A 24,550-nucleotide genomic window follows, 5' to 3' on the forward strand; every position below is an offset into this window, starting at 1 on the left:
GTTTCTACTATTTAAGTAGAAGCCGCTTTTTTCTATGGAGGGAAAATGAAACTAAATAAAATAGTGAAGTTTAAAAGGTATAAGGGATTTTTGATAGAGCCCCATCTACAGAATTTCTTTACAGGGCGTATATGGTCAAGGGAAGCAGCACCGTTCCCGAAGGAAAAGGTAGACTACTACATTAAAAGAGGGCTTTTGAAGGTAAAGACAGCGATCGGGGAAGGGCCAATATGCAACCGATGTTTAAATACGAATAAAAACTGGTTTATTTTCTATCAGTGCTCACGCTGTCAAAAAACATGTACCTATTGTCGTCATTGCATCCAGATGGGAAGAATGAGCAGCTGTACTGAACTGCTTATATGGGAAGGCCCACCGCCTGTTGGGCAAAAACGTCACAAGCTCGACTGGAAAAGTGAATTCACGCCGCTTCAGAAAAAAGCTTCTAATGAATTGGCAGATAGCATACGGAAAGGGAAAAGCCACCTCATTCATGCGGTGTGCGGTGCAGGAAAGACAGAAATTTTGTTTACGGCAATCCATGATGCCCTAAATAGAAAAAAGCGGGTATGTATCGCTACACCAAGGACAGATGTTGTACTGGAACTTGCCCCGCGCCTTCAAGAAGTATTCCCGCAAACTACGGTACACGCACTATACGGAGGTGCTCCGCAAAGCTTCTTGCATGCCCCGCTTGTTATTGCTACAACACATCAGCTGTACCGATTTGAAGAAGCGTTCGATGTAATGATTGTGGATGAAGCAGATGCATTTCCATATACGTATGACCCTTCTCTGCAAAAAGCTGTTCAGAAGGCTAAAAAGAAGCAGGCTCCGATTGCGTTCGTTACGGCTACGCCTTCCGCCGAGCTTCTGCAGCTGAAAAAGACAGGAAGCTATTCCTTTATTCCGAGCCGCTATCATGGCTATCCTCTTCCTGTCCCCCGTTTTAGCAGCTTATGGGGATATGATAAGGTGATTAAAAAACGGCGTATTCCTAAAAAACTAAAAGAGTGGACGATGAAAAGAATAACGGAAAGCGAGCCTTTCCTTATTTTCTTCCCGACGATTGAACTGATGGAGCAGGCCGTTTCATTGTTTCAGCAGTTAGATCCAGCCATAGAGGCAGTTCATGCCGAGGATGTAGATCGAAAGGACAAGGTCATTCGTTTGCGAAATGAAGAACTAAAGGGGCTGCTGACAACGACTATTTTAGAACGAGGGATTACCATTAAAAATGTACAGGTCGCTGTTGTCGGAGCTGAAAGGGAAATTTTTACGGCGAGTGCCCTTATCCAAATCAGCGGAAGAGCGGGCAGGAATAAACATTTTCCAACCGGGGACATTGTCTTTTTTTATCATGGAATCACCATAGAAATGGATACGGCGAAGGAGGAAATTGAGAGGTTGAACAGGGAGGGGTTCCCTAATGTATAAGGAAGTACATAAATGTCTTCTTTGCTACAAGCCGCTTAATAAACAAGTATCATGGCTTACGTTTCTCGAGCGCTTTTCGCCAGCCATTTGTCCGCATTGTAAGGAAGAATTCGAGCCAACAACCGAAACAAATGCTGAACACCGCTCCCTTTATAAATATAATGAGCCGATGAAGGACTATGTGCACCGTTATAAATTTATGTATGATGTCGTGCTTGCTAAAGTATTTCAGCAGCAGCTTCACGAGGCATTAAAAAATGAAAAACGGATAATTGTGGCAGTACCGATGCACCCGCAAAAGCTGGTAGAACGCACCTTCTCTCCGGTAGAGGAATTATTAAAGGCTGCAAAAATTCCTTATATGACTTTACTTGAAAAGACAACGACCGATACACAAAGTAAGAAGACGCGGGAAGAGCGATTGAATACACCACAGCTTTTTCGTGCAGTAGGTGAGGTGAAGGCTCTTCATTACCTGGTGTTTGACGATATTTATACGACAGGAACAACAATCGAGCATGCCAAAAAGGCCCTTCTTGAAGCTGGGGCCAAGTCTGTAGCCTCCTTTACCCTGATCCGAGGGTGAAACTGTGTCAAAAAAACAATATTTAGAAAAGGCTGCTCATATTTAATAGCGAATCATGTATACTTGAGCTAACTGAAGTAGAACGAAATATACGGAGGAATTTTCATGGCAGAATTACGCGACTGTCCCATGTGCGGGGCATTTTTCAACTATACAGGGCTGCGAGAAGTTTGTCACAACTGTGCGCAGAAGGAAGAGGATATATATCAGGTCGTCTATCGCTTTTTACGAAAACGCGAAAACCGTGCAGCAACGGTAGACCGGATTGAAGAAGCAACAGGGGTGGAGCGTGAGCTGCTCTATAAATGGGTGAGAAAAGGGCGGCTGCATCCAGCAATGTTCCCGAACTTAGGCTATCCATGTGATAACTGTGGACGCCTGACAAACAAAGGGAAGCTTTGTGAAAAATGTACTGATGAAATCGAGTCAGAATTACGTACATTTGAGGCAGCAAAGGAGTTTCGCGAAAGCATCCTCGAGCAGGACCGTGCCACATATCATGCGGAGCGGAAGAAAAAATAAGGAAGCTGACGACTGCTTTATGTAATAGAGATACTGCCTGTATTGTACAGGCGGTATCTTTTTTAGTAACCTGCAATCGGGGATCTGGCAATTCATACTTTAGGTTTCTTGGGAAGAGGTATACTTTTAAAATGAAATTTGAAGGTAAGTTCTCAAATCTATATGTCCCCATAAACAAAATGGGTTTGTAAACGATTTTGCCACTGGCTATTACAAAGAAAACGATAATCCAATAAGTGAATTGTTAAAAAGAGCCTGATTATATACTGAGTTTTTCTTTACAGTTCTCACAAATAAATTTTCCCTCTATATTTAAAAATGCTTTAATTTCTGTGAACCCTTTTTTCTTGGGATACGGTACGATTACTAATGCTTGTTCGTCCTTTTCAATATCTTTCTTACAATAGATACATTCTGGAATTATCAATGTCACCTTACGCTCCTCCTTAAACTATTTAGCTCTCTTTATATCCATAATTTTACTATACAGTATTTAAAATGAGAAGATGATGTTAAACCCCAGCCCATCCTATCTTCATTTTTTAGCAGTGCCTCTAAATCTCACCCTTTATAATCTATTTTTCCATCGTTGAAAATCTATTTCTTTGAAGAATATAAATATCCCTATATACAAAAAATATTGAAAAGTGACCGAACTGTGCAGCTTTTTCAAAATATCGAGACTTTCTTTTAGAATCAAAAGAACTAGAGAAAAAGCAATAAAAATTGGTGAGTAATTATAACTAATAGTAAATAAAAATGGAGGCTTTAAGATTTAGCGGGGATTATTTATTGTAAGGTAAAAATACCCTAAATTGTTTGACAGTTCAGCATATTTTTGGTAAAGTAGCACTGTTTAAGGTTACTTAAACCATTATTTACATATATTCTTATTAGAGGAGAAAAGTAAAATGACGGTAGACACTTACAAAATTAACAAAAATGCTTTAGCTAAAAAAATTGATGTTAGCGTAGGAGATAAAATGACGGTAGCTGAGGCGGAGCGCTTTGCTAATGAATTCCAGCGAACAGTTGCTAGTATTGATGCATCAAGCTTTGAACTTCATGTAGACTGCAAAAGCATGAAAGTGCTAACACCTGAATTAAGTGAGAAATTAACGGGAGCGATGCAGCTATACCGTCAAGCTGGTTTTAAAAAGGTGATTTTTCTGACTCAAAATGACCCGATTCTCAAAATGCAATTATCACGAGTAGCTCGTACAGCTGGATTGACTAACGCTGAAGTGCTTGCTTAATAAATCTTGTAAGAGTTGTAGAGTGCTTCTATAACTCTTTATTTCTCTTTTCTTATAAATGATTAAATAATACAATGCTCCAACCGTATTACAGAGTGTTGAAAGATGAGGGTAGGTTTTAGCCGATGAACAATATTAAAATTAAAGACGTAGCAATTTACCATCCACAGAATGAAGTTGATAATCAATTTTACATTGAGCATTTTGATAAGCAGGGAAAAGATGTACGAGGTCTTTTAAAGGCGATGGGTAGAGAGAAGCGTTATATTGTGAATGACCCGAATGAAACACCTTTAACGATGGCCATAGAAGCTGTCAATGCTGTCCTGCAAAAAGCGAATCTCGAAGCGACGGACTTAGATATGATTATATTCACAACACAAACGCCTGAGACGACGCTGCCATCGAATGCCGTTCGTTTATTCAACCATCTGCAGCCTAAACCGGAAACAATCATCTATGATTTAAATGCCAACTGCGCTGGAATGACTGTAGCTTTAGAGCAGGTCAGTCACTATATGAAGTCCAATACGTCGATTCAATACGCTTTAATCGTCGGGGCAGATTATTGGTCACTTATCAGCGATCCGGAAGATCCATTGTGCTATACATGTTTTGCTGATGGAGCTGCTGCCATTATTGTCGAACGAACAGCAGAAGATACAGGGTTCATGGATTCTGTCTATCATGTGAATACCATTTTTGCAGAAAAGATGATGTATCCAGCAGAGGGGCTGACAAAGGGCATACGTGAAACGAATGATTTAAAGTATGCCCGTACAGTTCCGTTTGATGGCGGTATCGTCCTGGATGCAACGTATGGAATGCTCGATACATTATTTAAACGAAATAACCTCCAACCTGAACAAGTAAAATTCTGCTTCTCTCAATTTTCGTTGAACAATATTCAAAAAATTAAAGAGCAGTTCCATTTATCTGATGACCAAGTAGTGTATGTGGGAGACCAGTTTGGTTATACAGGAACAAGCAGCCCTTTCATAGCCCTGCATGAAGGGTTAAAATCCGGACAAGTAAAACGCGGCGATTACATTATCTTCTGGACAATCGGCGCTGGATTTGAACTTGTTGCAACACTCATTAAATACTAAAATAAAATTAATTATCGAGTTATAGAGTAAAAAGGTGTCGTTTGTATTTTGCAGACGGCATCTTTTTTATGTTAGTAGACTGTACACAGTATATAGATAAACTAAGAGTTACTTTCATCCTCCGATTTAGCTGATAGCAGGGCAGAAAAGATGAGAATAGATAAGGAGAAAGCTACAATAGAAGAGGGGAGTATTTATTTGTTATTGGGTCATCCAGTAGAGAAAACAGGGTTCAACAGTGAGAAAAAAGGAAATACGTAAGAAGAGCTGTAGTTAAAAATATTCATCCGCTATTTTTGTAAAGCTTTTTTGAATTAGGACGATACAAATTGTAGGTTTTATGGTCTAAAAAAATCTCAAATAATAACGAAAGATATGAAGAATGGTCTGGTTTAGAGTAGCTTTTGCTAGGTGCTCTGTAGGTTTTTTCATTAATTCATTAACATTTGTTACTCATAACCGAAATAAAACATAACTGTAAAACGGATAGGGAGGGATACACGATGAAAATCAATGGCACCGGTTTAAATAATGTAAATCCTTATAACCAAACAAAGCGAACGGCTCAGACAAATAAGGTGGGCCAATCGTTCGCCGATAAATTAGAAATTTCATCTGCCGCAAAGGAAATGAAGGTCGCAACGGAATATACGGATGCTCGCGCCGAACGCGTTCAAAAGCTAAAAGCACAGATCCAGTCCGGCGAATACAAGGTTGATGCAAAAAAAGTGGCAGAGGATATGCTGAAGTATTACCGTTTTTAAAAATTAGCGCTTCGCTCAAATTGTAGTTAATAGCAAAGCCAATTTACGAAGAAGGAGTTGCCAACATGTCAGTGAGCAACATCATCTCAACACTTGAGAAACTAGAAAAAATGCATAAAAGTCTACTGGAATTGGCGAACAAGAAAACAGAACTCATCAAGGCAAATGACATGGAGCAAATCGATGACATGCTGAAAATGGAACAGGCACATATAGCTGCGATTGAAACACTTGAGCAACAGCGTCAGGCGATGGTAACGGATTACCTACAGGCAAAAGGAATTGCCTTCACTGACATACCAACTGTCGCACAGGTGATTGATGCAACTGAAGGAACTGAAAAAGAGGTGCTGCGGGAAGTACGGGAGCGCCTTATCACACTACTAGCCGAATTAAAAAGGCAAAATGATCTAAACCAAAAGCTTGTCTTCCAGTCGCTGCAGTTTGTCAATCTGACGCTGGACATGATGCGCCCGCAACAGCCGCAAGGAAGTACATTTAATTACTCAGGTGCAGAAGTACGCGGAGAGTCCACAGTTGGAAAAAAATCTTATTATGATTCGCAAGCATAACGGTGCATGCTGTATGCGCCGTTTTATTGCGGCATAAAATGCGGTTTTGGCCTATTCCTGCTAGGAACGAAGGTACACACTCATTCTCATCAAACATTTCCCGCGCTAGGCGGGGTACATAGGAGGAACAAATATGCGTTCAACTTTTATGGGGCTGGAAGCAAGTAAGCGCGGCCTTTTCACGCAGCAGTCTGCACTATATACGACAGGTCATAATATTTCAAATGCCAATACGCTGGGCTACTCGCGTCAACGTGTGAATATGCAGGCAACTACGGGCTATCCGATGGCAGGTCTGAATTCACCAACATACCCGGGACATTTAGGGACGGGTGTTGAAGCCGGTTCTATTCAGCGGATTCGAGATCAATTTATTGACCGCCAATACCGTCAGGAGACGAATAAATTAGGGTATTGGGAATCAACAGCAAAATCAATTAACCAAATGGAAGATATCATGACTGAGCCATCAGAGTTTGGGATTAATCAGGCATTTACAGACTTCTGGAAGTCGATGGAGGATGTTATTGACAATCCGAAGGACACAGCCGGACGTCAAGTACTAATTTCAAAAGGGCAAGCACTTGCCGAGTCTTTTAACTATATGGATACACAATTAAAGCTGATCCAGGGGAACATCGGAAATGAACTCAATGTCTCTACTGAAAAAGTAAATTCTATCCTAAAGCAAATAGCAGCGATCAATAAGCAGATCCAGGCAGTAGAGCCGAATGGTTATGTACCGAATGATCTATATGATGCGCGTGATGTATTGGTCGATGAGCTAAACGAATATATTCCCGTCTCCATTTCCATGGTAAAGTCGGGAGGCAATGCGAATGCAATCGCGGAAGGAACTATGACGATTAAATTCAAGCCGGCAAATGGCGGTGATGAAGTTACTCTTGTAGAAGGAAGAAACTATGCTTCATTAGCGGCAGTCGATGCGAATGGAACAGCGGTTGATGGCGATGTTGATGATCAAGCAACGAATGGCTATGCAGAATTCGGGGCTATCAATATCTCGGATTTAGGTGACCCGCCGGCAGATGCTGTAGCTAATGCAGCAAATACGATTAACTATAATAATCTGGAAACGGGAAAAGGGAAGCTATTGTCACTGATAGATGCGTATGGACATAGCGGCGGCCAGGGACTTTATCCTGAAATGCTCAAAAAATTGGATGCACTAGTTGCCGACTTTGTCACAGCATTTAACAATCAGCATACAGCTGGATTTGATTCAGACGGAAATCAAGGTGTAGATTTCTTCACAGGAACTACAGCACAGGATATAAAAGCAGCCATTTCCGACCCTAAAAAAGTTGCTGCTTCCGGCGTGGCTGGTGAAGAAGGAAATAATGATAATATCCGGCTTTTAGCAGCACTGCAATCGGGTACGCGGCCAAATCTTCAAAATGCGACATTCCAGACATATTACAAATCTTTGGTTGGCCAATTAGGTGTTAAAGGTCAAGAAGCAATCACCAGCGCATATAATTCCGCAACTCTTCACCTGCAAATTGCCAATAGCCGAGCTTCACAAAGTTCGGTTTCGCTGGATGAAGAAATGACAAATTTAATTACATTCCAGCAAGCATACAATGCGAACGCTCGTATGATTACAGTAGTGGACGAAACATTGGAAAAAATTATCAACGGCATGGGCCGGGTAGGATTATAATAGTTAGCTAATAAGAAAGATTAGAGTGGGGGGAATTTCTATGCGCGTTACACAATCAATGCTATCAAGTAACATGCTGCGAAACTTAAACACAAGCTTCGGTAAAATGTCGAAATACCAGGATATGCTCAATTCGGGAAAAGTTATTTCACGGCCATCGGATGATCCTGTTGTCGCGGTAAAAGGAATGGGTTACCGGGTCGATTTAGATAAAAATGAGCAGTATACACGTAATATTCGTGAAGCGCATACGTGGCTTGATACGACGGATGAGGCGTTAGATCAGGTCGGGGAAGCCATGAAGCGTGTAAAGGAATTGATCGTGCAGGCGGCTAATGATACAAGTACAACAGAGGACCGCCAGAAAATCAATGCAGAGATCTCGCAAATTAAAGAGCAAATGCGTGATATTGCTAATACAAAAGTTGGGGAAAACTATATTTTCTCCGGTACACATACGAGTCAGCCGCTGTATACAGATCAAACGGGTCCACAAAATCCAGCGATTACGCCTGAGGGTGCAGGACGAGCAATTGAAATCAATGTTTTTGATGGTATTTCCATGAAGTTAAACACACGCGGTGATGACCTTTTTAAGGAAATCGATGATTTTATGGGGCATGTTGAAACTGTACTTCAAAGCGATGCAACAAGTGAAGAAATCAGTAGTGCGCTAGGTCTTGAGATAACAAGCGGTGGTGGGAATATCCCAGCACTTGATGGACTCTATGAAAAAACACTTACTGTACGTGCTGAAGTTGGTGCGCGTCAGAATCGTGTTGAGATGATGGAAAACCGTTTAGATATTCAAAGTATCAATGTGACAAAGCAAATGTCTCAAAATGAAGATACGGACTATGCTAAAACGATTACTGATATGGTGACACAGGAAGCGATTCATCAAGCAGCCCTTTCGGTAGGTGCAAAGGTCATCCAACAGACATTGGTCGATTTTATAAGATAAACGTAAAAAGGCGTTTGGACTTGTTCCAAACGCTTTTCTTGAAAGACAAAAAGTATAAATTTTCGAGTGTAAGAAGGGTCTAAGCATTCGAATAAGTAAGTAAGCGCGAATACAACTTTTCTTAAACAGGGAGGGAATACAGATGCGAATCCCGCAAATTCAGATTACAACAACAGATATTCAAATGGATTTGAATATAACAAAACCAAGGCAAACTATTAAACAGCCCAAAGCTACGCAAACAATTGAACAGCCGGCTGCCATTTTGGATATTGAAACAACAACAGGCAAACTGAAAATAGATTCCTCTCAAGCGAGAAGAGATATAGGCATGATCGGTCCCCTAGAATCGATAGAAAACTATGCGAAGGCTGGCCGTCAAAAAATGCTGGAAGGAATCTCGCGCAGAGTGGGTGAAGGCAACCAAATGATGAAACAGTCAGGAAAAGGACAGGGAAGGGCAGTCATTCAACAGATTGCGATTCAAAATCACGGACCCAAACGTCCAGGTCCTTATAACATTAAATTCGTTCCATCCATTGGTTCTGTGAAAATTGATTACACTCCTGGTAAAACAGATATTTCCATTACACCACAAAAGCCAAAAATCGACGTTCAAGTGAACAAGCCAATCCATGACTATACGCCGGGCGATGTAACTGGCACAATGTTGGTAAGGCCTGATATAGAAATCGATGTCATCGGTTAGAGGGAGAGAGACCATGCTTATAAACACTAAATTTTTAGGGGAAGTGGAAATCAAGGAGTCCGAAGTATTGACTTTTGAATACGGATTACCTGGATTTCCAGACCAACATAAGTTCATTTTATTGGCAATTGATGCAGAGTTGCCATTAGCTTTATTGCAGTCAACGGAAGAAGAGTCTGTTGGATTTGTTGTAGCTTTTCCGTTTGCATTCAAGCAGGACTATATATTTGAACTGAGTGAAGAGGATAAAGAGGATCTGCAAATTGAGAAAGAAGAAGATGTACTAACTTATTCCATTGTAACTTTAAAGGAAACATTCAAAGATTCCACTATTAATTTAATGGCGCCGGTTATAGTGAATATTAATAAAAAGGTAGGAAAGCAGATTGTACTGCAAGATAGCAAAGCATACCCTCTCCGCTTCCCAATCAAAGCCGCAGTGGGAAGTGAAAACTAATGCTGGTACTTTCACGTAAGACAACTGAATCTATCATGATTGGCGATCATATTGAAGTGAAAGTCCTGGCAATCGAAGGCGATCAGGTCAAATTAGGTATCGTTGCGCCAAAATCGGTTAAAGTCCATCGCTCAGAAGTGTTCGAGGCAATTCAAGAACAGAACAAAGAAGCATTGAATGTTTCAGCAGATTTTTTAAAAAATATAAAAAAATAATATGTTTGCCGGCCGTTCCCAGAGAGTTATTAAGGGAGCGGTTTTTTAGGGCAGGAATGCAGTAAGTATTAAGTATAAGAAAAAATATAAAAAATTAGAGAAAAACTATTAAATAATAAAAACAAGTTACGATATATAAAGTGTAAGGCAGAGGAAAACTTTGCTAAGCTTTCCCACAAGGACGTGGGTCATAAATAAACAATTCAAGGAGGAATTCTATCATGAGAATTCAACACAACATTTCAGCTTTAAACACACACCGTAACCTATCTTTCAACAACACTCAAGCTTCTAAAAACCTTGAGAAATTATCTTCAGGTTACAAAATCAACCGTGCTGGCGATGACGCTGCTGGTTTAGCAATCTCTGAAAAAATGCGCGGACAAATCCGTGGTCTTGACATGGCTACTAAAAACGCTCAAGACTCAATCTCTTTAATCCAAACTGCTGAGGGTGCTCTTAACGAAACTCACGCAATCTTACAACGTATGCGTGAATTAGCAGTACAATCTTCAAATGATACAAACGTAACTTCTGATCGTGAAGCACTTCAAAAAGAAGTTAATGCATTATCTGAAGAAATTACTCGTATCGCTAAAGATACTGAATTCAATACGCAAAAATTATTAAGCGGTGGATTCCAAGATAAAGTTTTCCATATCGGTGCTAACCAGTCTCAATCTATTGAACTTTCGATTGATGATATGACTGCTGGAACATTAGGTGTGTCAAAAGTAAGTATCTCTTCACAAGCAAATGCTGATGAAGCAATCACAACTATTAACAAAGCTTTATCAACAGTATCTACGCAACGTTCTGCACTTGGTGCGGTTCAAAACCGTCTAGAACATACAATTAACAACTTAGGTGCAACATCAGAAAACTTAACAGCTGCTGAATCACGTATCCGTGATACTGACATGGCGAAAGAAATGATGGGCTTCACTAAGAATAATATCTTAATGCAAGCAGCACAGTCTATGTTAGCTCAAGCTAACCAACAGCCACAAGGCGTACTTCAATTATTAGGTTAATTAATAAAAGTAATAATAAACCCCCTCATTAATGAGGGGGTTTATTTAATTTAAATATAATAGGTCGATATAAAAGGAGAGGTGAGTAGTATGAGTTATGAAATTGAGTATATACAAGCTAAAAGTGGTGAACCAATCGTAAAAGTAAACAGCTATCTTTTACATAGTAAATACGATCCTATTAAGGAAGCACAGCGTATATGCCAAAAAGAATATACGGAAAACTATGTACATATTGTATTTGGCTATGGTATGGGATATATTGTAGAAGAATTAAAAAAGAGTATGAAAAATGAAGAAGCAATAATAGTAGTCGATCCTTTAAAAGATGAATTAAATATAATAGATGAAAAAGTAGTATCTACTAAAGATATTAGTATATTTAAAGAACAATTAGAGAATACATTAGAACATTACAGCAGAGAAGTAAAAGTTATATGTAGTCCAAACTATGAAAAAATTGCTATGGAAAGCTATAAATCAATTTTACAAATTGTAAAAGATATTCAAATGTCTAACGTTGTATATGACAATACTATTCAACTTTGGAGCGAGAAGTGGCAAGAAAATAGTATTCACAATCTTACTTTATTAGCTAAAGATCAGCCGCTAACAGCATTATATGAATTGACAAATAAGCCAATAATAATAGCTTCGGGAGGACCTTCATTAAATAAGCAACTTCCATTATTAAATGATATTAGAGATAATATTATCTTAATTGCTGCTGGCTCAACCATTAATTCATTAATAAAAAATGAGATTATACCTGATTATGTTGTCAGTATAGATGGAGGAGAAGCTAACTACAAACATTTTAAAGATGTAGAAAGTAACGGTACTAGGTTAATTTATGGGGTAAGTAGTCACTATAAAATTCAGCAGGAATGGAAAAATGAGCGCTTTATTTTTGCAGGTATAGAAGATCGTGATTTGCAACATAAGGTAAAGAAAAAATATAAAGTAGATCTACCATTAGTTGCGGGTGGTGGCAGCGTAGCTAATTACTGTTATTCGATAGCTGCAAAAATGACAACAGGGCCAATTGCATTTATTGGTCAAGACTTAGCTTACACTAATTTACAAAGTCATGCGCTGGGTAATAGAGCTAGTAAGGGTCTAACTAAAGAATACTTACTAAAGAGAAATGCATTTATAACAACTGATTATCAAGGTAAAGAGGTATACTCTGATTATGCGTTTTATTCTATGAAGGAAAGTTTCGAGCATTTAGCACGGAATAATCCTCATCAGCCAGGTGTCTATAATTGTACTGAAGGTGGTATTCCGATGAAGGGGATTGAGAATTATCCATTCAGAAAATTTATTAATGAATTTATTATTCCTGAAAATACATACATTCACGAAATCAATTCTTTTCCTCAAGTGAATTGGCAAGATATTCGATCGGAGTTAACAAATGAAACGAAGCTTTATTCAGTTTTGGAAGAGGCTTGCTTTAATTTAGTATTGAATATTAAGCGAGATTTCCATAAAAAGTATTTTTCGCCTGAAACCCTAAAAAAATTAAAACGCACAGATGCCCAATTAAAAGAAATAATAGAAAATGAATTAATGATTCAATCTATTATGGAGCCTCTGATTAAACAAGTATTAACAAAATATAAAGGTAATAGCCAGGAAAGTGAGATAGCAAAATTTGAACGTGTATATCAACAAAATATAACGTGGTATGGCGGTTTACAAGAAATTATGAAAAAAATGAGTAAATTCACAAAAAGTGCCATTAAGCTAGGAGATGAGAGTATATGCAAGAACTAGTAGAAGTAGTTGACTCGTATAATGAATATATTAATAATTTATCTGACGGTTTAGTTACTGTCGTTGAACAACTACGCAATGAAAACTTTTCTGAAGCGTTAATTAATATTAAAAACTTTTCTGAAGGTATCGTATGGTTAAGTCAAGCAGGAAAATTAATTAATCAAAATAACGGTTATGCAAGTATTGATGTTAATCAGATAACAGACTTTCTTTTAGAAATAAATGAGGGTTTAGAAATGCAAGACTATGTATTAGTCGCAGATATTTTTGAATACGAGCTTATACCATTTTGTGAGGCAATAGAAGAAGCCAAGGTATCTGTGGAATAATGCAATTCGATGTTATAAAGGCAATTGATGGGCAAAAAACATTAAAAGTCAATGATATTTTCTTATATAGTAAATATAAGCCAATACAAGACGCTGAAAGATGGATAGATAAGGAATTTGATGATTCAGCCGATAGTTATATTTTGATAGGTTTAGGGCTAGGCTATCATTTGTCGTACTTAGCAACAAAAACAAGGAAAAATATTTATGTACTATACTTCGATAAGAATGAACTAGCTATTGCCGAAGAAAATATTCCTCTCTACGCATCACATATTCATATAGTTAGCCACTTGTCTGATTTGCATATTAATAAAAAGATGCAGGTATTAATCCATCATGCTTGGGTTCAAATCATGAAGTCTAATACAAAGGTATATGAAATATTAGATACGATGAAACGTAATCAAATTTCTTTTAAAAAATTTAGCGGAAAAATGTTCTTAAATGCTTCGGAGAATTTAAAGAACTATATACCAAATTACTACCCTGAAAAACAATCAAAAACTGCTTGTTTAGTTTCATCAGGCCCTTCTCTAAATGAAACAATTCATTGGTTAGAAAACAATAAAGATATTGAAATATTCGTTGTTGGTTCTGCATTGAAGGTGCTGTTAAGTAATGGGGTAATACCAGATGCTGTTGTTTTAACTGACGCTCAAGATAGTATCAAAAAACAATTAGAGGGAACTAACTATAAAGGAACTTTGTATTATTTACTTACAGCAAGTGCTGAGGCGGTTAAATCTCATCTCGGACCAAAATATTTATTGTGTCAAGAAGGATATACACTCGCAGAAGAAGCAGCTGATAAATTTAATCTTCCTAAATTAACTACAGGTGGTTCTGTTGCTACGACAGCTTTCAGTTTAATTGAATATATGGGCTATGAAAATATTGTACTATTCGGCCAAGACTTAGGTTTTACTGGTAATGATACACATGTAATAGGCTCAACTTCTGGAAAAAAAGTCCAAACAGATTTTAATGTTCTAGCTAATGATGGTTCTTATATTAATACCCAGCCCAATTTACAAGTTTATTTGCGGTGGTTTAATGAACAGTGTATTAATACTAAAATGAATGTTTATAACACAGCAGTAAAAGGCGCTCAAATACAAAATGTACCTTTAATAAATAAAGATGAATTTGAAAAATTAAAGGCTTAAAGTCATTTGCTTTAAGCCTTTAAACATGTAATTTTAAGTAGATCGTCCGATATAATAGTTATAGATATATTAGTTAGGAGAACAACTATGAGTATGTTAAAAGATAAAGTAGTATTAGTTACAGGCGGTACAGGATCATTCGGGAAAAAATTTATTAATAAGGCATTAACTTTAGGTGTGAAGAAAATCATTGTTTTTAGTCGCGATGAGCTTAAACAATATGAAATGAAGCAAGAGTTTCAAGATGAACGTATTCGATTCTTCATCGGTGATGTGCGGGATAAAGATCGATTATATCGTGCTTTTGATGGGGTAGATATTGTCATTCATGCGGCAGCGATGAAGCATGTAGATGCTTGTGAGTACAATCCGTTTGAAGCGGTGAAAACGAACATTCATGGTGCGCAAAATATTATTGAAGCAGCGATTGACCGTGGAGTAGAACAGGTAATTGCGCTTTCAACAGATAAGGCTTGTTCACCAGTAAACTTATATGGTGCAACCAAACTAGCATCAGATAAATTATTTGTTGCGGCTAATGCCTATGTAGGTGAAAAGAAAACTAGGTTTGCCGTAGTACGCTATGGTAATGTGGTAGGAAGTCGTGGCAGTGTTGTTCCTTTTTTTAAAAAGATTAAGCATACAGGCCGCGTGCCAATTACAGACGAGCGTATGACACGCTTTTGGATTACGTTAGAGCAAGGTGTGCAGTTTGTACTTGACAATTTAGAGCGTATGCAGGGAGGAGAAATTTTTGTTCCTAAAATTCCAAGTATGAATATTATGGATTTAGCTAAAGCAATTGCGCCTGACTGTGAGATTGAAATTGTAGGTATTCGACCAGGAGAAAAATTGCATGAAGCGATGATTACTGAAGACGATGCGCGGCATACTTTAGAATTTGATAACTACTATGCAATTTTACCTGAATTATCTTGGTGGAAACGTGAAAATTCAAAAGGGACAAAGCTACCGGAAGACTTTTCATATGTAAGCAATTTAAACACACAGTGGATTAGTATAGAAGAATTAAAAGTACTAGTAGAAAAAATATAGCTTATTAGGGGTAAATTTATTTTTATAAATATCACGATAAAGATGTATTTGTTAAACGGGGGAAGATAAATTGCATACAATTGGTAGGTATTTTGAAGAGTTCGAAACCGGGGAAGTGATAGAGCATCCATTGTCTAAAACGATTTTTGAAAGTGATAACAATTTTTTTTCATTATTAACAATGAATCATCATCCGGTTCATACAAATATGGATTATGCGGCAACAAAGCAACATGGTGAAATACTAGTCGTGGGCACGTTAGTATTTAGTTTAGCAGTGGGCATGACTGTTCCAGAAATTAGTGGAAAAGCAGTTGCAAATTTAGAATATAAAGAAGTGAGGCACATTAATCCGGTATATATCGGTGATACAATATATGTAAGAAGTGAAATATTGGATAAAATTCCTTCTAAGACTAAGAATGATAGAGGAGTTATAACGGTTAACACTATTGCTTACAATCAAAAAAGATTACCGGTGCTTAGTTTCGTTAGAAATGTACTAATTTATAAACGTGAGGCATTACATGAATAAACTAAAATTGACACGGAGCTTTTTGTATGTTCCAGCATACATTGAGAGTTACATTGATTCAGCATTGGCATCAGACACAGATGTAATTATATTAGATTTAGAAGATTCTGTACCGTTTTTTAAAAAAGAAAAGGCACGTAAAAATATATTAAATAATTTACTGAAGTTAAGCTTATTTAAAGGCCAAATTATTGTAAGAATAAATAACCTTGAAAATGAAACTGAAGTAAAAAAAGATTTGAATTATTTAAAAGATTTACAGTTTGAAGGAATTATGCTACCAAAAATAAACGTTATTGAGGATTTAGAAAAATACGATGCATTAATTTCAGAAATGTTAAATAAAGAAGATTTGTATTATATTCCATTGATTGAAACAGCCTTGTCTATGATTCATTTAGATAGCATTACGAAATTTTCCAAGGTTGAAGGATTAGCATTTGGTGGAGAAGATTATATTACTGATTTACAAGGAAAACATGGTAAAACAACAATTTTGTTTGACTATGCCAGAATTCAAATTGTTATTGCAGCAAAAGCCTATCAAAAAATAGCAATAGATACACCTTTTCTAGCATTAGATGAGCACATAGAGTTTGTTGAATCTGTCAAAAAAGCTAGTGAATTAGGCTTCGATGGTAAACAATGTATACACCCTAGTCAGATTCACCGTGTTAATGAAATTTTGACACCTCATGAGGATGAGTATCATCAAGCGGTAAAAATTGTTTCTAAAATTAACGAAGCAGAAGAAAAAGGCAAAGGTGTTGCTATTTTTAATGGGAAAATGATAGGACCGCCAATGGTTAAACGTGCAAAAAAATTAATTACTATTTATGAAAAAATAAAAGAAAAATCAAGGTATGGAAGTGAATAATAATGAAAGAGATAATCCTCCTAGGTGGTAGAGGTAACGGAACTGTCATTGCTTCAGTAATTGAAGATATTAACAAAGTTAAACCGACATATAAGATTATTGGTTTTTTAAATGATAATGAAGAAATTGGCTCATATATTAATGACTATCCTGTGTTAGGCAAAATAAGCAAAGAAGAATGCGAAAAATATCCAAATGCCTACTTTATTTATAGTTTAATTAGTGTAGGGAAGGCTCCAAAAAGAATAGAAAAATTAAAAGCTTTAGCGATTCCTTCTGAAAAATGGATTAATATCTATCATCCAAGTGTTGTAATTGGAAGTCATTGCAAAATTGGTAAAGGCGTTATCTTAATGCCGAATGTCATAATAAGTCCCAACGCGAGCATTGGCGACTTTACACAAATTTATGGAAATTCTATTGTAGGACACGATACAAAAATTGGTAATTACTGTTTTATTTCCAATTCTTCGAGTATTGGAAGCTTTATAGATGCTGGTGAGGGTGTTCATATAGGAAGTAACTCTACGATTCGAGAAAGAGCAAAACTAGGGGATTACTCTTTAATAGGAATGGGTTCAATTGTTTTACAGGATACAGAACCATATTCTAAAAATGTAGGTGTGCCTTCTAAAAATATAGGGAGAATCTAATATGAATACTGGTGTTATTATTCAAGCACGCATGGGTTCTACAAGACTCCCAGGAAAAGTTATGAAAAAACTTGCTGGTAAAGAGGTTTTGTGGCATGTAGTTGACAGATTAAAGAGAAGTAAGCATTTAAATCAAATTATAGTAGCAACTACTACGAATGTAATGGATGACCGAATCGTAGAATTTTGTAATGAAAACAATATTTTGTATTATAGGGGCGATGAAAAGGATGTTTTAAAGCGTTATTATGAGGCGGCTAAATATTACAAATTAGATATTGGAGTACGTGTTACCTCAGATTGCCCCTTAATACATCCGATTGTAGTTGATACTTTAATTGAAGAGTTAAGCAATAAACATTTAGATTATGTTACTAACTCTTTTAAGAGTACATTTGCTAGAGGGTTAGAATGTTCAGCATTTACATTTGAAGCTTTAGAAAAATGTTTTTTAGAGGCAACATTGGAACCTCATCGTGAGCATGTTGTTCTCTATATTAGAGAAAATTTAAATTTATTCCGCACCGAAGGCATTGAAAACCATACGAATGAAAGTAATTATAGAGTAACTTTAGATGAAGAAGCGGATTATACTTTACTTAATATGATTTATAATAACTTGTATGAAGAAGGCCAAATAATCCCTATCGATAACGCTTTAAAATATATATTACAAAATGATTTATTTCATATTAATAATCAGGTAAAACAGAAAAGCTAGAGGTAGTAAATTTTGAATGTAGTTTTTAGAGTAAATATAAAAAATGTAGGATATGGCCATTTTAAAAGATGCTTAAGCATAGCAAAAGAATTGGTTGAAAGAGATTTGAAAGTTGATTTTTTTGTTGATGATGCTTCTGCTATGGATATAATGCATGCTTGTAATATTAATATTCATGTAATTGAACATGAACATGAACATGTTTTTTGTGAATTTATTTTCCATAAAGAAATACATGGAGTAATTTTAGATGGTTATTTTGCCAATGAACAGTATATAAAAAACCTAAAGTTAAAATTCCCTAATATTTTCATAGTAATTTTAGATAGTTTAAAACGAGGATTAATGGGTAGTGATTTACTTGTAAATCAAGCACTCTATGCTAAAGATTTTTATAAGAATGAACATCATAATAAGCGCTACCTTTTAGGTGAGAGGTATGTAATTTTAAGTGATGAATATAAAAATAAATCTTCATATGTTTTAAGAGAAGTTCAATCTGTTTTAATTACAATGGGGGGACTAGATCCGAATGATATAACGTTGAAATTACTACCATATCTCCTTGTAGCATATCCAAAAATCAAATTTGTAGTAATTTTAGGGAAATATTTTAAATCTAAAGAAGCTATTATTAATTTAAGAAATACATATAACAATCTCTGTATATTGGAAAACCTAACTAGTTTAAAAAATGTAATTGATCAATGTGATATTTGTATTTCCGCTGCAGGAACAACTGTTTTTGAAATAGCTAGATGTGGCAGGCCCATGATGATTTTTGCTCAAGAGGAAAATCAATTATTCACAAGTAAATACTGGGAACAACAAACGGGCATTTTAAATATGGGCTATTTCAATGAGAAGAATATGAAAATTTATCTGAAAAATTTAAATGAATTAATTATTAACTCAAAGTTAAGAAAGAAGCAATCTGATATGCTTTTGAAAAATTCCCAGTATGGTACTAGTAATCTAGTTGACGAACTCATAAAAAATTTAAAGACTAATAGTGGTGATAGATAAATGAAAATTGGAAGTGTTGAAATTGGAAGAAATCATAAACCTTTCATTATAGCAGAAATGTCAGGCAATCATAATCAATCATTAGAACGGGCATTAAAATTAGTAGAGATAGCGGCAGAAGCAGGCGTGGATGCAGTAAAGTTACAAACCTACACAGCAGAAACAATGACTTTAAACGTCACCTCGGATGAATTTGTTATTCAAAATAAAGAAAGCTTATGGAAAGGAGAGTCACTTTACAATTTATATCAAAAAGCTTATACGCCCTGGGAATGGCATAAGGCTATCTTTAATAAATGTAAAGAATTAGGATTAATTGCTTTTAGCTCTCCTTTTGATGAGTCAGCTGTTGATTTTTTAGAGACATTAAATGTTCCAGCTTATAAAATTGCCTCATTTGAAAACATAGATATACCGTTAATCAGAAAAGTAGCTAGAACCGGCAAGCCTGTAATAATTTCTACAGGAATGGCTACGGTGGCTGAAATTAATGAAGCTGTGCATGCAGTTCAAGCAGAAGGAAATAACAATCTAGTACTTTTAAAATGTACAAGCACATATCCAGCGACTCCTGAAAATTCGAATTTGATTACTATTCCTCATATGCGTGAACTATTTGGTACAGAGGTTGGCTTATCTGATCATACGATGGGAGTAGGAGTTGCTGTAGCAGCGGTTGCCTTAGGAGCAACTGTTATTGAAAAACACTTTACTACTTCGCGAGCAGAAGGTGGTGTAGATGCGGCTTTTTCTATGGAGCCAGCTGAATTACGACAACTTGTTTTAGATACTAAGCGAGCTTGGGAAAGTATTGGTCAAATTAGCTATGGACCTACTGCAGCTGAAAAACCATCTATTTCTCGTAGACGCTCTTTATATATTGGTGAAGATATGAAGGCAGGCGATCTATTAACAGAGAAAAACTTAAGAAGAATTCGTCCAGGATTAGGTTTATCACCAAAATATTACGATTTAGTTTTAGGTAAAGTAATTAAAAAAGATGTTGCAAAGGGTACACCACTAAGTTGGGAGTTGTTATTATGAATGAATTTATCTCCTACGGTCGTCAAAACTTAGATGAAGATGATATCCAAGCAGTAATTGAAACGTTACGCTCACCATTTTTAACACAAGGACCAAGAATTAAAGAATTTGAGCAAGCAATTGCTGATTATGTCGGAGTAAAATATGCTGTAGCATTTTGTAATGGAACTGCAGCACTTCATGGAGCTTGCTATGCAGCGGAAATAAGTGAGGGAGATGAAGTTATTACTTCGCCAATCACCTTCGCAGCAAGTGCGAATTGCGTGCGCTATGTTGGTGGAACAGTTGTTTTTGCAGATATTGATGCTCAAACATATAATATTAACCCAGAACAAATTCGAAGTAAAATCAATTCGAAAACAAAGGCTATCATTCCTGTTGATTTCACCGGGCAACCCGTTGACATAGACGAAATTATGGAAATTGCGAAAGAGCACAATTTAGTTGTAATTGAAGATGGTGCACATTCACTTGGTGCTAGTTATAAAGGGAGAAAAGTAGGCTCTCAGGCTCATATGACAATGTTTAGTTTTCACCCTGTGAAACCTGTTACTACTGGTGAAGGCGGTGTTATCGTAACAAATAATGCTGACTATTATAAAAGATTATTGAGATTTCGCAGCCATGGAATAGAGCCAACTGCTTATGGTCAAAATCAAGGGGATTGGTATTATGAAATGACGGATCTAGGATATAATTACCGTATGACTGATGTACAGGCAGCCCTTGGTATATCACAGTTGAAAAAGCTTGATAGTTTCATTAAGAGGCGGCAGGAACTTGCCATGATATATAAAGAAGCCTTATTGAACATAGAGGGAATAAAGGTGCCTGAACAATTAGAAGAGACTGAATCAGGTTGGCATTTATATACGATACAATTAGAAGGCATCAATCGTAAACAAGTATTTGAGGCGATGCGCAGAGCAAATATTGGTGTACATGTTCATTATATTCCTGTTTATTGGCATCCTTATTACCGAAAATTAGGTTACGAACGCGGGATTTGTCCAGTGGCAGAAGCATGGTATGAAAAAGCTTTAACCATTCCTATTCATCCATCACTTACTAATGATAATATAGAGTTTATTATTGAGCAGTTAAAGTTATGCTTAAATAAATAGAAGGTAAAAGATGTCACTTTGAGAGGTGGCATCTTTTTGTATGAAAAAATCATTATGAAAACTTTACTCTTTTTACCGATAGTAATTATGAAAAGATATATAAGCTCATTAATTTGAAGGGAATGGGAGATATGCGCATTATTGCACAAACTTCGTCTGATGCAACGGGAATAAGAAAACCTGAAGATTCCATAACTTATGCTGTAAAAAATGAAATGAGAAACCCGGCGGAAGCTCCGGTAAGCGAAGTAAATACCTTTTCGGAGCCGTTAGATAATAGTGCGGCTACAAAAGATAAAATTCAGCAAGCAGTTAAAGCAATGAATGATTTACTAGAAGTAAACAATAGCGCTTCAAAATTTACATATCATGAAGGATTAGAACGCTATTACGTAACTGTAGTAAATCGTGAGACAGAAGAAGTTATAAAAGAAATTCCACCAAAAAAGCTATTAGATGCTTTCTACGAAATGCAAAAAATGCTAGGCATGATTGTAGATGAAAAAATATAGAATTGTTTAAAATGGGGAGGAAAAAAGAATGGTAAATAGAATCGGTGGTTTGGCGTCGGGGATGGATATAGATGCCCTTGTAGAAAAGTTAATGAATGCAGAAAGAGCACCTTTAAATAAACTTTATCAAAATAAGCAAAGGTATGAATGGCAACGTGATGCATATCGAAATGTTAATACAAAATTAAAGACGTTTGATACGTATATTGCGGATAATTTAGTTTTAAAAACCTTAAATTCTAAAACAGCTACAAGCTCGAATTCAAATTTAGTTTCGGCAACTGCCACTGGGAAAGCAACAGGTACATTATCAATTGAAGGGGTTTCTCAACTTGCAACAGCTGCGCGTGGTGTAGGTACTCAAATTAATGCAAATGGAGCAACAAAATTAAGCACATTATTTGATAGTTCTAATCCTATGCCTTCGGAAATTAAATTGAGTGCTATTGATACACAGGGTAAATTAACTGAGCCCGTAACAATTGCCCTTGATGAGAATATGACAGTAGATCAGTTTGTTAGCAAAATTAACTCAAGTTCTGCTGGTGTTAGCGCGATTTTTGAAGGAAACCGTTTATCTATTACAGCAAAGAATACTGGCCGTGAGGTAAATGGTAATGCGGCAATGTCCGCTGATACAAATGGAAGCACGCTTTTTGCTAAACTCGGGTTAAATCAATTAGTAACAGAAGAGGGGCAAAATGCTGTTTTCCAAGTGAATGGTATTGCAACTGAGCGAACGTCAAATTCATTTACGATTAACGGATATAATGTAACGTTAAAAGAAACGTTTAATGGAGCAAAGGCGGCTGCGGAGAAATATAATGCTGCCTATACTGAATGGAAAAACACGAGTAGTGCGGAATATAACCAGAAAATTACTGACGCAGAGCAAACAAAAATACAAGCAGAAAATGATTACAACATTGCAAATACAGCTTACACTAGTTCAAAAGAAGATTTATTCGGAACAGTAGCTATTTCAGATGCAGATAAAGCAGCTTTCAATAAAATCAATAACCCACAGTTAGCTCGTAGCTTGAATACTAATGAAATACAAGCTATTCATAATAGCGAAATAACTAGTGATGCTGAATATCAAGCTTGGTTAAATGATGATACAGTAGTTGAAAGCATAAGAACTAAGTTAAAGGACGCAAATATTACGTTTGACCAATTTAACGCTTTAAAATCTTTAGATGAAGAAAAACTACAAAGTTTATCAGCACAATCGATGTACAATACATTGGGTGCAACATTTCTTAATAGTTTAACAGCGGATGAAAAATCATTATTAAATGGTGTAGCACAACCGATATCAGAAACGGACTTTAATACACAAATTGATAATTGGAAAACTTCATCTAATGAAACAGAAAAAGCTTTAGGAGAAAAACTAGCCAAGTTAAATGCTGCGCAAAAGTCGACTCTACGCCAGCTTTCATCAACAGACCTTGATGCTATGTCAGATGTAGCAACAAAATATATTGATAATAATGCTAAGCTTGCGATCAAGAATACCAAGGAAAGTGAACATAAGGCATTAGTTGATAGACAAAACAAAGCGTTAACAGACTTTAAGGAAGCGTATAAACAGCAATATGGTACTGAAACAGGTTATGAAACCGCAACTGCTATATCAGAAGAAGCTATGCCGACAAGCACGACTAGCCCCGTTACAATGACTTCTACAACAAATGTAGATGATATGATGACGAAAATTAAAGAATTTGTAAATACGTACAATGGATTAGTCAAAGGTTTAAATGACCAAACAAAAGAATCAAAATATAGAGATTATGCACCATTAACGAGTGAACAAAAAGAAGAAATGTCTGAGGATGAAATTAAGCTTTGGGAAGAAAAAGCAAAGAGTGGCTTACTTAGAAATGATTCTCTTATTCGCGAAGGGCTCTCTAATATGCGTTCATTAGTATACGAATCAAATCCGGCTATTCAGGACCCAAAATTCAATACTTTGTTCAGCATTGGGATTACAACATCAAAAAGTTATAATGACGGCGGTACATTGGAAATAAACGAGGAGAAGTTACGCAAAGCATTGGAGGAAAATCCGGATGCAGTAGAACAACTCTTTAAAAACTCAACGGGTAAAAAAGAAGATGTGGTGAATGGTGAAACTGTTGATACTCGCGGCTATTTGGAAAAATTGCGCGAATCAATGAAAAATATTGAAATTAATATTGAGAAAAAAGCCGGTCGTTCGACTATGACAGATGCGCAATATGCAATCGGTAAAAGTTTAATGAATGTAGAAAATCGCATTGAGACTTGGAAAGATAAGTTAGAAAATATTGAAGCTCGTTATTGGAAGCAGTTCACTGCGATGGAAACAGCGATTAATAAAGCAAACCAGCAATCTTCAATGTTTATGCAAGGATAGGGTAGA

General features: G+C 36.5%; 27 protein-coding genes. 26 read left to right on the top strand and 1 reads right to left on the bottom strand.

The window, feature by feature from the left end:
- Window positions 1–45: 45 nt before the first annotated feature.
- The 3 genes from AA0Y26_RS02695 (at window position 46) to AA0Y26_RS02705 (ending at window position 2,545) form a co-directional block, all read left to right on the top strand.
- Window positions 46–1,437: a DEAD/DEAH box helicase gene (locus AA0Y26_RS02695; protein ID WP_413364887.1), complete on the top strand. Its 1,392-nt coding sequence runs from the start codon at window positions 46–48 to the stop codon at window positions 1,435–1,437.
- Complete coding sequence (locus tag AA0Y26_RS02700) at window positions 1,430–2,023, top strand: ComF family protein (RefSeq protein ID WP_413364889.1); 594 nt, start codon at window positions 1,430–1,432, stop codon at window positions 2,021–2,023. Before AA0Y26_RS02695 ends, AA0Y26_RS02700 begins: the two co-directional genes overlap by 8 nt.
- A 105-nt stretch (window positions 2,024–2,128) precedes the next feature.
- The gene (locus AA0Y26_RS02705; protein WP_413364891.1) at window positions 2,129–2,545 is read left to right on the top strand and encodes a TIGR03826 family flagellar region protein; all 417 of its coding nucleotides are present in this window, start codon (window positions 2,129–2,131) and stop codon (window positions 2,543–2,545) included.
- Between the two features lie 259 nt (window positions 2,546–2,804).
- On the opposite strand, the gene AA0Y26_RS02710 is transcribed toward AA0Y26_RS02705, so the two are convergent.
- Window positions 2,805–2,978: a Fe3+ hydroxamate ABC transporter substrate-binding protein gene (locus AA0Y26_RS02710; RefSeq protein ID WP_413364893.1), complete on the bottom strand. Its 174-nt coding sequence runs from the start codon at window positions 2,976–2,978 to the stop codon at window positions 2,805–2,807.
- 478 nt (window positions 2,979–3,456) lie between these two features.
- Between AA0Y26_RS02710 and AA0Y26_RS02715 the strand changes: the two genes are divergently transcribed.
- The 23 genes from AA0Y26_RS02715 to fliD all read left to right on the top strand — a co-directional run bounded on the left by AA0Y26_RS02715 (window position 3,457) and on the right by fliD (window position 24,544).
- Window positions 3,457–3,801, top strand: coding sequence for a hypothetical protein (locus AA0Y26_RS02715; protein WP_413364895.1), 345 nt, complete (start codon window positions 3,457–3,459; stop codon window positions 3,799–3,801).
- Window positions 3,802–3,926: 125 nt separating this feature from the next.
- The gene (locus tag AA0Y26_RS02720) at window positions 3,927–4,910 is read left to right on the top strand and encodes a ketoacyl-ACP synthase III (protein WP_413364897.1); all 984 of its coding nucleotides are present in this window, start codon (window positions 3,927–3,929) and stop codon (window positions 4,908–4,910) included.
- Window positions 4,911–5,413: 503 nt separating this feature from the next.
- Complete coding sequence (gene flgM, locus AA0Y26_RS02725) at window positions 5,414–5,674, top strand: flagellar biosynthesis anti-sigma factor FlgM (protein WP_413364899.1); 261 nt, start codon at window positions 5,414–5,416, stop codon at window positions 5,672–5,674.
- A gap of 65 nt (window positions 5,675–5,739) precedes the next feature.
- Window positions 5,740–6,246, top strand: a complete 507-nt coding sequence (locus AA0Y26_RS02730) for a flagellar protein FlgN (protein ID WP_413364901.1) — start codon at window positions 5,740–5,742, stop codon at window positions 6,244–6,246.
- A gap of 133 nt (window positions 6,247–6,379) precedes the next feature.
- Window positions 6,380–7,930 (top strand): flagellar hook-associated protein FlgK, encoded by a 1,551-nt coding sequence (flgK, locus tag AA0Y26_RS02735; protein ID WP_413364903.1) that lies wholly within the window; start codon window positions 6,380–6,382, stop codon window positions 7,928–7,930.
- 40 nt (window positions 7,931–7,970) lie between these two features.
- The gene (gene flgL / locus AA0Y26_RS02740; protein WP_413364904.1) at window positions 7,971–8,894 is read left to right on the top strand and encodes a flagellar hook-associated protein FlgL; all 924 of its coding nucleotides are present in this window, start codon (window positions 7,971–7,973) and stop codon (window positions 8,892–8,894) included.
- Between the two features lie 142 nt (window positions 8,895–9,036).
- On the top strand, window positions 9,037–9,603 hold the full coding sequence (locus tag AA0Y26_RS02745; protein WP_413364906.1) for a DUF6470 family protein: 567 nt from the start codon (window positions 9,037–9,039) through the stop codon (window positions 9,601–9,603).
- Between the two features lie 13 nt (window positions 9,604–9,616).
- Window positions 9,617–10,060 (top strand): flagellar assembly protein FliW, encoded by a 444-nt coding sequence (fliW, locus tag AA0Y26_RS02750; protein WP_413364907.1) that lies wholly within the window; start codon window positions 9,617–9,619, stop codon window positions 10,058–10,060.
- Window positions 10,060–10,275, top strand: coding sequence for a carbon storage regulator CsrA (gene csrA / locus AA0Y26_RS02755; protein ID WP_413364909.1), 216 nt, complete (start codon window positions 10,060–10,062; stop codon window positions 10,273–10,275). Before fliW ends, csrA begins: the two co-directional genes overlap by 1 nt.
- 221 nt (window positions 10,276–10,496) lie before the next feature.
- On the top strand, window positions 10,497–11,309 hold the full coding sequence (locus AA0Y26_RS02760; RefSeq protein WP_413364911.1) for a flagellin: 813 nt from the start codon (window positions 10,497–10,499) through the stop codon (window positions 11,307–11,309).
- Between the two features lie 90 nt (window positions 11,310–11,399).
- Complete coding sequence (locus tag AA0Y26_RS02765; RefSeq protein WP_413364913.1) at window positions 11,400–13,091, top strand: motility associated factor glycosyltransferase family protein; 1,692 nt, start codon at window positions 11,400–11,402, stop codon at window positions 13,089–13,091.
- Complete coding sequence (locus tag AA0Y26_RS02770; RefSeq protein WP_413364914.1) at window positions 13,079–13,423, top strand: hypothetical protein; 345 nt, start codon at window positions 13,079–13,081, stop codon at window positions 13,421–13,423. Before AA0Y26_RS02765 ends, AA0Y26_RS02770 begins: the two co-directional genes overlap by 13 nt.
- Window positions 13,423–14,592 carry a motility associated factor glycosyltransferase family protein gene (locus AA0Y26_RS02775; protein WP_413364916.1) on the top strand — a complete coding sequence of 390 codons (1,170 nt, stop codon included), beginning with the start codon at window positions 13,423–13,425 and terminating at the stop codon, window positions 14,590–14,592. The genes AA0Y26_RS02770 and AA0Y26_RS02775 overlap by 1 nt, the downstream gene beginning before the upstream one ends.
- Window positions 14,593–14,685: 93 nt before the next feature.
- Window positions 14,686–15,648 carry a UDP-N-acetylglucosamine 4,6-dehydratase (inverting) gene (gene pseB / locus AA0Y26_RS02780; RefSeq protein WP_413368024.1) on the top strand — a complete coding sequence of 321 codons (963 nt, stop codon included), beginning with the start codon at window positions 14,686–14,688 and terminating at the stop codon, window positions 15,646–15,648.
- A 70-nt stretch (window positions 15,649–15,718) separates the two neighbouring features.
- On the top strand, window positions 15,719–16,183 hold the full coding sequence (locus AA0Y26_RS02785) for a MaoC family dehydratase (RefSeq protein ID WP_413364917.1): 465 nt from the start codon (window positions 15,719–15,721) through the stop codon (window positions 16,181–16,183).
- Window positions 16,176–17,060 carry an HpcH/HpaI aldolase/citrate lyase family protein gene (locus AA0Y26_RS02790; protein WP_413364919.1) on the top strand — a complete coding sequence of 295 codons (885 nt, stop codon included), beginning with the start codon at window positions 16,176–16,178 and terminating at the stop codon, window positions 17,058–17,060. The genes AA0Y26_RS02785 and AA0Y26_RS02790 overlap by 8 nt, the downstream gene beginning before the upstream one ends.
- A 2-nt stretch (window positions 17,061–17,062) precedes the next feature.
- Window positions 17,063–17,713, top strand: coding sequence for a hypothetical protein (locus tag AA0Y26_RS02795; protein ID WP_413364921.1), 651 nt, complete (start codon window positions 17,063–17,065; stop codon window positions 17,711–17,713).
- Window position 17,714: 1 nt separating this feature from the next.
- Window positions 17,715–18,434: a cytidylyltransferase domain-containing protein gene (locus AA0Y26_RS02800; RefSeq protein WP_413364923.1), complete on the top strand. Its 720-nt coding sequence runs from the start codon at window positions 17,715–17,717 to the stop codon at window positions 18,432–18,434.
- 12 nt (window positions 18,435–18,446) lie between these two features.
- The gene (gene pseG, locus AA0Y26_RS02805) at window positions 18,447–19,460 is read left to right on the top strand and encodes a UDP-2,4-diacetamido-2,4,6-trideoxy-beta-L-altropyranose hydrolase (RefSeq protein ID WP_413364924.1); all 1,014 of its coding nucleotides are present in this window, start codon (window positions 18,447–18,449) and stop codon (window positions 19,458–19,460) included.
- Window positions 19,461–20,504 carry a pseudaminic acid synthase gene (gene pseI, locus AA0Y26_RS02810; protein WP_413364926.1) on the top strand — a complete coding sequence of 348 codons (1,044 nt, stop codon included), beginning with the start codon at window positions 19,461–19,463 and terminating at the stop codon, window positions 20,502–20,504.
- Window positions 20,501–21,628 (top strand): UDP-4-amino-4,6-dideoxy-N-acetyl-beta-L-altrosamine transaminase, encoded by a 1,128-nt coding sequence (gene pseC, locus AA0Y26_RS02815; protein WP_413364927.1) that lies wholly within the window; start codon window positions 20,501–20,503, stop codon window positions 21,626–21,628. Before pseI ends, pseC begins: the two co-directional genes overlap by 4 nt.
- A 131-nt stretch (window positions 21,629–21,759) precedes the next feature.
- Entirely contained in the window at window positions 21,760–22,140 is a 381-nt protein-coding gene (locus AA0Y26_RS02820; RefSeq protein ID WP_413364929.1) for a flagellar protein FlaG, read from the top strand.
- A 28-nt stretch (window positions 22,141–22,168) separates the two neighbouring features.
- Entirely contained in the window at window positions 22,169–24,544 is a 2,376-nt protein-coding gene (gene fliD, locus AA0Y26_RS02825; protein WP_413364931.1) for a flagellar filament capping protein FliD, read from the top strand.
- Window positions 24,545–24,550 lie beyond the last annotated feature (6 nt).

The sequence above is a fragment of the Lysinibacillus canaveralius genome, from assembly GCF_047301505.1.
GTDB lineage: Bacteria > Bacillota > Bacilli > Bacillales_A > Planococcaceae > Lysinibacillus_B.